The 6,965-nt window shown below is 41.2% G+C and carries 6 protein-coding genes; 3 read left to right on the plus strand and 3 right to left on the minus strand.

Annotated elements, in window-relative coordinates; translation table 11 throughout:
* Window positions 1-49 precede the first annotated feature (49 nt).
* The gene (gene mgtE, locus P6N53_RS03165; protein ID WP_304541120.1) at window positions 50-1,408 is read right to left on the minus strand and encodes a magnesium transporter; all 1,359 of its coding nucleotides are present in this window, start codon (window positions 1,406-1,408) and stop codon (window positions 50-52) included.
* Between the two features lie 338 nt (window positions 1,409-1,746).
* On the opposite strand from mgtE, the gene P6N53_RS03170 reads away from it, so the two are divergent.
* Together P6N53_RS03170 and P6N53_RS03175 are read left to right on the plus strand one after the other, a co-directional pair.
* Window positions 1,747-3,606 (plus strand): diguanylate cyclase domain-containing protein, encoded by a 1,860-nt coding sequence (locus tag P6N53_RS03170; RefSeq protein ID WP_304541122.1) that lies wholly within the window; start codon window positions 1,747-1,749, stop codon window positions 3,604-3,606.
* Window positions 3,607-3,717: 111 nt separating this feature from the next.
* Window positions 3,718-4,173: a DUF441 domain-containing protein gene (locus P6N53_RS03175; RefSeq protein WP_304541124.1), complete on the plus strand. Its 456-nt coding sequence runs from the start codon at window positions 3,718-3,720 to the stop codon at window positions 4,171-4,173.
* Between the two features lie 2 nt (window positions 4,174-4,175).
* Here P6N53_RS03175 and P6N53_RS03180 read toward each other — a convergent pair whose 3' ends face one another.
* Window positions 4,176-4,469 (minus strand): DUF5665 domain-containing protein, encoded by a 294-nt coding sequence (locus P6N53_RS03180; protein WP_304541125.1) that lies wholly within the window; start codon window positions 4,467-4,469, stop codon window positions 4,176-4,178.
* A gap of 121 nt (window positions 4,470-4,590) precedes the next feature.
* On the opposite strand from P6N53_RS03180, the gene P6N53_RS03185 reads away from it, so the two are divergent.
* Window positions 4,591-5,826: an NAD(P)/FAD-dependent oxidoreductase gene (locus tag P6N53_RS03185; protein ID WP_304541126.1), complete on the plus strand. Its 1,236-nt coding sequence runs from the start codon at window positions 4,591-4,593 to the stop codon at window positions 5,824-5,826.
* Here P6N53_RS03185 and P6N53_RS03190 read toward each other — a convergent pair.
* On the minus strand, window positions 5,782-6,717 hold the full coding sequence (locus P6N53_RS03190; RefSeq protein WP_304541127.1) for an RluA family pseudouridine synthase: 936 nt from the start codon (window positions 6,715-6,717) through the stop codon (window positions 5,782-5,784). The two genes, P6N53_RS03185 and P6N53_RS03190, sit on opposite strands and share 45 nt — an antisense overlap.
* Between the last annotated feature and the right edge of the window lie 248 nt (window positions 6,718-6,965).

The raw sequence follows: 6,965 nt of genomic DNA on the forward strand, positions 1-6,965 counted from the left end.
CATATCATTTAGCAAAGGGTTTATTTCATAATATTGTTTTCGGGTCAAGCTACATTAGTCTTGTAATAAAAATAGTTGCCAGGGTAAAGTAAACGGTCAAGGAAAATACATCATTTAAGGTAGTGATTAGCGGACCCGAGGCTACTGCTGGATCCACATTAAATCTATATAATATTAAAGGTATTATTGTCCCGGCCAAGGTGCCAATGATTAGGGTTAAAAATAATGAACTGCCCACAACCAATCCTAAAACAGGATCTCCCTGCCAGAGATAAGCAATGATTGAAATCAATGCGCCACAGACAACCCCAATGATACATCCAACACCCAGTTCCCTAAGGACCAGTTTGAAGGTGGTTTTACGGTCAATATCATTCACCACCAGGCCCCTAATAACCACGGCCAGTGATTGTGTACCTGTATTTCCGGTCATTCCAGCAATCATGGGCATGAAAAAAGCCAGGGATACCACCTGGGCCAGGGTATCCTCAAAGCCACTAATGATACTGCCGGATATTAGGCCAATAAACAGCAGTAGGATAAGCCAGGGTAGTCTTCGAAAGGAAGCAGTAAAGGCACTGGTTTGAAAATCGATGGAGTGACCCGAGGCGGAGAACTTCTCAATATCCTCATTAGCTTCCTCCATAACCACATCAATTACATCATCAACGGTAACAATACCGACTAAGTTATTTTCTTCATTGACAACGGGTATGGCAATAAAATCATACCTTTGGATAAGGCGGGCCACTTCTTCTTGGTCCATATCAACCTGAACAGAAATAACCCTATTGAACATTATCTCACTGACTTTATCCTGATGATTGGCCAGGAGCAGATCCCTATAGGAAACTACCCCAACAAGTTTACCTCCTTCATCCAATACGTAAAGGTAGTATATGGTCTCTGCCATATTGGCAAAGGACTTAAGCTTTTCAATTGCCTGGGCAACCGTATAGTAAAGGCGAATCCAAACGTACCTGTTGGTCATGATACCACCGGCAGTATCCGGGGCATACCTCATAAAATCCTGAACGGTCTGGGATTCCTCTTTTTTCATCATGGCCAGGAACCCTTCAATTTTCTCCACTGAAAGTTCGCCCAGCAGGTCTGCCAAATCGTCGGTCTGCATGATATCCATAACTTGGGAAGACTTCTCTACGCCAAGTTTATGTAATATATCTAATTGTACATCACTTTCCAGTTCTTGGAGCAGCATAGCTATATCCCTTGAATTTAGGGATAATAAAAATTTGTGGCGGTGCTTTTCCGGAAGATCTAAATATAGCTGGGCTATATCATAGGGTTGAAGTTCCTCAATGATATGTCGTAGCCCATCTTTTTTTATTTCCTTTAAATTCTTAATCACCAGTAAAAGCAATTGGTCATCGTTCATGTGATAATTCATGTTTTCACCGCCAAAGACAATATTCCCATAATCTAATTATCTTAATCAACAATGAACCCCTGTATGATACAGGGGTTTTATATCTTATAAGATAATATTTTTAGAATATCTCATATTCCCACAGCTTGTCAAACAACTGGTATTAATTTAAGCATAAGTGATTATATTTCTGTAATATATTATTAAAAAATAATTTAAACTGACATAATTTCTTAATCATGTCTTTTTTTACAAAAATAATTGCAAAAATCTAGTAAATTCATCATAAAATATATTTTCTTTGACCGTGATGTGGTAAAATATGGCTAAATATTTGATGATGGGGTAGGATTTTAAATATGATTGAACTCCATTGGAAAAAAATTTTTGATAATTCCCCCTTACCCTTCTTTATTTTGCAGGAGGGTTTTATACGGTTAGGCAATAGCAAAATGATTATGGCTACAGGGTATTCCTCCAGTGATCTGGTGGATTTGCCTTTTTTAAAATTAGTACATAAGGATGATAGATTACTAATTATCCCCCAACTCCTCAGCTTTAAGGTTTTTGAAAAGTCCCTTATATGTGAATTTCGAATTGTCACCTGCCATAATAAAATTATCTTAGTACAAGGACACTTTTCTCAGGTTAAATATAAAGGCGAGTTGGCTATTTTAGGACAAATCATTGATATTTCTGACCGTAAAATGATCAGTCTGGAACATACTGTGCGGCACTCCTCGATAATAAATACAGCCAGGGTTTTATCCCATACTTTTGAAGCGTCTTTGCATTTAGCTGAAGAACGTTTTTCCAAAGCTTTCAACGCCAGCCCTTGTCCTATGGCCATGCTATCGGAACAGGGTAAATTTATGGACGTTAATGATAGTTTCCTAAGCCTAATAGGTTATAACAGTATTGACATTTCAGGCTTATATGCGAAGGAATTAAAGATATACGATACTATGCAGGACTATACCTTTGTTAAAGAACACTTAGAGCGGGAAGGTTCACTCCGGGAAAAAGAAATAGTAATAAGCACTAAAAGTGGTGATAAACGTGTAGCTCTGCTATCTGCAGAGAAAATGAGTTTTCAGGAAGGCCACTGTTTCATAATTGTTCTCAGTGACATTACTGAGCGAAAAAAAGCAGAGGAGCAGCTTAAGTATTTAAGCCTTCATGATGCCTTGACCAGCCTTTATAACCGCACCTATTTCGAGCAGGAAATGTGCCGCATTGAGGGTGGTCGATTCCTGCCCGTGGGCATAATAGTTGCTGATGTTAATGGTTTAAAACTAGTTAATGACACCTTAGGCCACGATGCAGGAGATACCTTGCTCATGGCCGCTGCCAGCGTTTTAAGGGATTCCTTCCGGGATGAGGACATGGTAGCTCGAATAGGTGGGGATGAATTTGCCATCCTTCTACCCAATTGTGATTATCAGGCAGTTGAAAGTGGTTGCCAAAGAATTCGCAGGGCTATCGCAGCCTATAATGAAAAAGAACCTAAAATATTGATGAGCATTTCCCTGGGCTATGCTGTTAGTTCAAACCCTCAGACAGTAATGGGAGAGCTATTTAAAGAAGCAGACAACAATATGTATCGGGAAAAAATTGAACGGGGACAGGAAGCCCGTAAGGCCATAGTCCAAACACTTATGAAGGCGCTGGCGGTAAGAGATTTTATTACAGATGGTCATGCTGATAGGCTTTATGAGCTTGTGACCTTCGTGGCAGAGGATATAGGCCTATCAGATGACAGGCTTGCTTATCTTCAATTGCTGGCCCATTTTCATGACATTGGCAAGGTTGGTATACCTGATAAAATTCTGTTTAAGCCTGGCCCGTTAACACCTGAGGAATCTAATGAAATGAAACGTCATTGCGAAATTGGCCATCGTATTGCCAAGTCCTCCCCAGACCTTGCCCCCATTGCCGATTGGATATTAAAGCATCACGAGTGGTGGAATGGTAAAGGGTTCCCCCTGGGCCTTAGGGGTGAAGATATTCCCCCTGAATGCCGCATTTTATCCATAGCCGATGCCTACGATGCCATGACAACCATTCGTCCATATCGGAACCCCATGTCCCAGGAAGCAGCAGTGGCAGAGCTTAAGCGCTGTTCAGGTACCCAGTTTGACCCGGGACTTGTCCGGGTATTTACACATGTGACAAGAAAATTTAAAGATAGGTCCCAGATAATTAAAAGCCCCCATTAATTAGGGGCTTTTAATTATCTGGGGTAAATATTATGGAAAGGTTGTCCCGTGCTAGTTCTTCCACTATTTGCATATAATGTACGAAAAAGGTTATGTAAAGGAGCTAGACCTATGCACTCCGGGGAAACTACCATGATCCTGCTATTACTTATTGGACTTGCCGCCCGCTCCAATTTGATTTCAATTTGTTCCTGTATTTTGCTTATATTGCAGTTTAGCAAGCTGGACTTTATCTTTCCTTATTTAGAAACCCATGGCCTTGAGCTTGGATTGCTCTTTCTCCTGCTCTCTATTTTAGTTCCGGTAGCGACAGATAAAATTAGCAATCGTGACCTACTTTATAACATTACCTCTCTACCAGGTATTTTTGCCATTATTGGTGGTGCCTTAGCTACTCATTTAAATAGTGAAGGCTTGAAGCTAATGCAAATAGATCCAGGTATTATTTTTGGATTGATTGTAGGCTCGGTTATTGGCATTATCTTTTTTAATGGACAGCCTGTAGGTCCTCTGATGGCTGCAGGTGTGGCAGCTCTATTTTTAGAGATAGTACACTGGTTTATGTAAATTTAATACATCTTGATTTGAACCATTTGTACTACTTGAGCAATAAAATCGCCAATTATCGGTAGGTTAAGCACCACCAACTTCTGAAGAAAATACAGAAGAATCGCCCCAAGAATTGTAAAGCCAACGGCAATACCTACACCTCTGGCTATCCCAGATATAAAATTAACCCACAGTAAACGTTTGGTATTTCCCAACAACTCCACGTATTCAGCCAATTTCATCTTTTCCATATTAGCTGCCAGTTGATCAATACGATCCTGCAGAGTTATTTTACTTTGATTAATCTCATTCATAATTTGATTCCCTCCCTGGCTATATTGTTGCCAAATCAATAAAAACCCACTCCCGCCAATAATATTGGCAAGATTGCGCAAAATATTAACCAAACATAATTTACCCTGGGGAGGCTTAACATTGCATTATATAGTAATATTAGGTGCTGGCTATGGTGGCCTGAGGACCACATTAAAATTATCAGAGCTTATATCTCAGCATAAGGAAGTTAGTATTGTTCTGATTAATAAACACAACTACCATATGCTAATGACTCAATTACATGAGACTGCCACTGGAACCAGTAAGGCTGAGGATCTAATGGTACCCATAGAGAGGGTTTTAGAAGGTAAGGGGATTACCTTCATTAAGGGCTGGGTGGACGATATCAGCCTGGAGCAAAGACATATTGTTATTGATAACGGCACGAGGATAATTCCCTTTAAGTACCTGGTTATAGCACTAGGCAGTGAACCGGAGTATTATGACATTCCAGGTTTAAAGGAAAATAGCATGTGTCTGCGCAGCTTGTATTCTTCTCTGGAAATACGTCGGCAGATAGATAGATTAATAGCAGACTATACTAAGAATACATTAGAAGGTAATAAGGAGCCACTGACCTTTGTAATAGGTGGAGGTGGACTGACGGGGGTAGAATTTGCCGGCGAATTATCCTATCATTTGAGACATATGAGTAAACAATCTGGCCTTATACCCAGGGATTATAAAATAATTATGGTGGAAGGCTCAAAGGAATTACTGCCCGGTTCCCCGGAAGATATATCCGCATATAGTTTGAGTGCTCTCGAGGAATCGGGTGTAGAGGTTATTACTGGAGATTTTATTAAAGAAGTTTCTAAAACTGCCATAGCCCTTGCATCCGGTCGCTCTCTAAACTACTCAATGCTTATTTGGGCAGGTGGGGTTAGGGGAAACAATATTCTAGCTCGCTCTTCCCTAAAAACCGATTCAAAGGGTCGGGTCCCTGTAAATCAATATTTACAATATATAGAAGATCCCTTTGTTTATCTTGTGGGTGACAACGCCCTTGCCGTTAATCCTACTTCAGGAAAACCGGTGCTGCCCACTGCACAGGCTGCCTTGCAACAGGGTGAATTGGTAGCTAACAATATTTATGCCGATTTATTTGGAAAAGAAAAAAGGATATATCACCCCTCCTCCCTGGGCACAATAATTTCCATCGGACGCAAAAAGGGAGTCGGTGAGATAAAATCCATTAAACTGAGGGGAACTACGGCTTCATTGCTAAAATCCGTCATTCCCCGTAAATACCTTTATTCAATAGGAGGGTTTAAGATGTTATCTCCCGACTTAAGGGGAAATACAATTGACCAGTCCAACCCTAAGCTCCTCTAAAACTCTTTTAAAGATTTCAGGTGGAGGTGCATTAAATTCACGGTATTCTCTGGTTGTAGGATGTGTAAATCCTAATATTCCTGCATGGAGAAGTTGTCCGTCCAAGTTAAAATGGACTTTTGTTGGCCCGTATTTTGGGTCTCCAACTACCGGATAACCAAGATAAGCCATATGCACCCTAATCTGATGTGTTCTTCCTGTTTCCAGGCGGCATTCCACCAAAGTGTATTTAGGGAATCTTTCTAAAATAATATAGTTTGTAATGGCTGGTTTTGAATTGCGTTGGGTAACCGCCATTTTCTGCCTGTCCTTAGGGTCTCTACCTATGGGGGCATCAATCTTACCCTGATTTTCTTTAATAACATTGTGGACTAAGGCCAGGTATCTTCTGGCCACTGTTCGATCCTTGAGCTGCTGGGCCAGTGAGTTATGGGCCAGGTCATTCTTAGCTGCCATAATTAATCCGGAGGTGTCTTTATCTAAACGATGAACAATTCCGGGCCTAAGTACACCGTTTATCCCGGAAAGGTCCCGGCAATGATGCAGCAATGCATTTACCAGGGTGCCTGAGGTATTCCCTTCGGCAGGATGCACAACCATCCCCCTGGGCTTGTTGACTACAATTAAATCCCTATCTTCATAGTAAATATCAAGGGGGATATTCTCCGGTTCCACTTTCAGTTCTTCAGCTTCCGGTACCTCCACCGTCACAACTTCCCCTGCCCTTAGCTTATGATTAGCTTTAGCAGGTTGGTTATTTACCCTAACAAGCTCTTCTTCTATCAGCTTCTGTACATAACTACGGCTAAGCTCCGGACACTTAGCTGTTATAAAAATATCCAATCTGGTTTTGGCCCTATCCATTTCTACTTCAAAGATATAAGAATCCATTATGTCCCCCCGGTTCATTCATATACCAAATTATAGCACAAGCCCGGAATTTAGAAAAATTCCGGGCTGCAGGCTGTCGAGAAACTACCTATATTCGGGTTTTAATAATCCCTCACGACTCCTCTCTCCGCAGTGGACAGCGCTAATCGCTCGCTTCGGGCGAAAATGGGCCGCCTTCGAGTAAACATCGTGTTTACCTCAGGCTTGCCCGGACGTCCATGTCCGGGCACCCATTTTCGCATCCTCAG

The organism is Desulforamulus aquiferis (assembly GCF_030577015.1).
Taxonomy (GTDB): Bacteria; Bacillota; Desulfotomaculia; order Desulfotomaculales; family Desulfotomaculaceae; genus Desulfotomaculum; species Desulfotomaculum aquiferis.

What these genes read in the sequence shown, in the direction of transcription:
- mgtE (WP_304541120.1), bottom strand. Translation starts at nt 1,408, where the DNA reads ATGAATTATCACATGAACGATGACCAATTGCTTTTACTGGTGATTAAG.
- P6N53_RS03170 (WP_304541122.1), top strand. Translation starts at nt 1,747, where the DNA reads ATGATTGAACTCCATTGGAAAAAAATTTTTGATAATTCCCCCTTACCC.
- P6N53_RS03175 (WP_304541124.1), top strand. Translation starts at nt 3,718, where the DNA reads ATGCACTCCGGGGAAACTACCATGATCCTGCTATTACTTATTGGACTT.
- P6N53_RS03180 (WP_304541125.1), bottom strand. Translation starts at nt 4,469, where the DNA reads ATGAATGAGATTAATCAAAGTAAAATAACTCTGCAGGATCGTATTGAT.
- P6N53_RS03190 (WP_304541127.1), bottom strand. Translation starts at nt 6,717, where the DNA reads ATGGATTCTTATATCTTTGAAGTAGAAATGGATAGGGCCAAAACCAGA.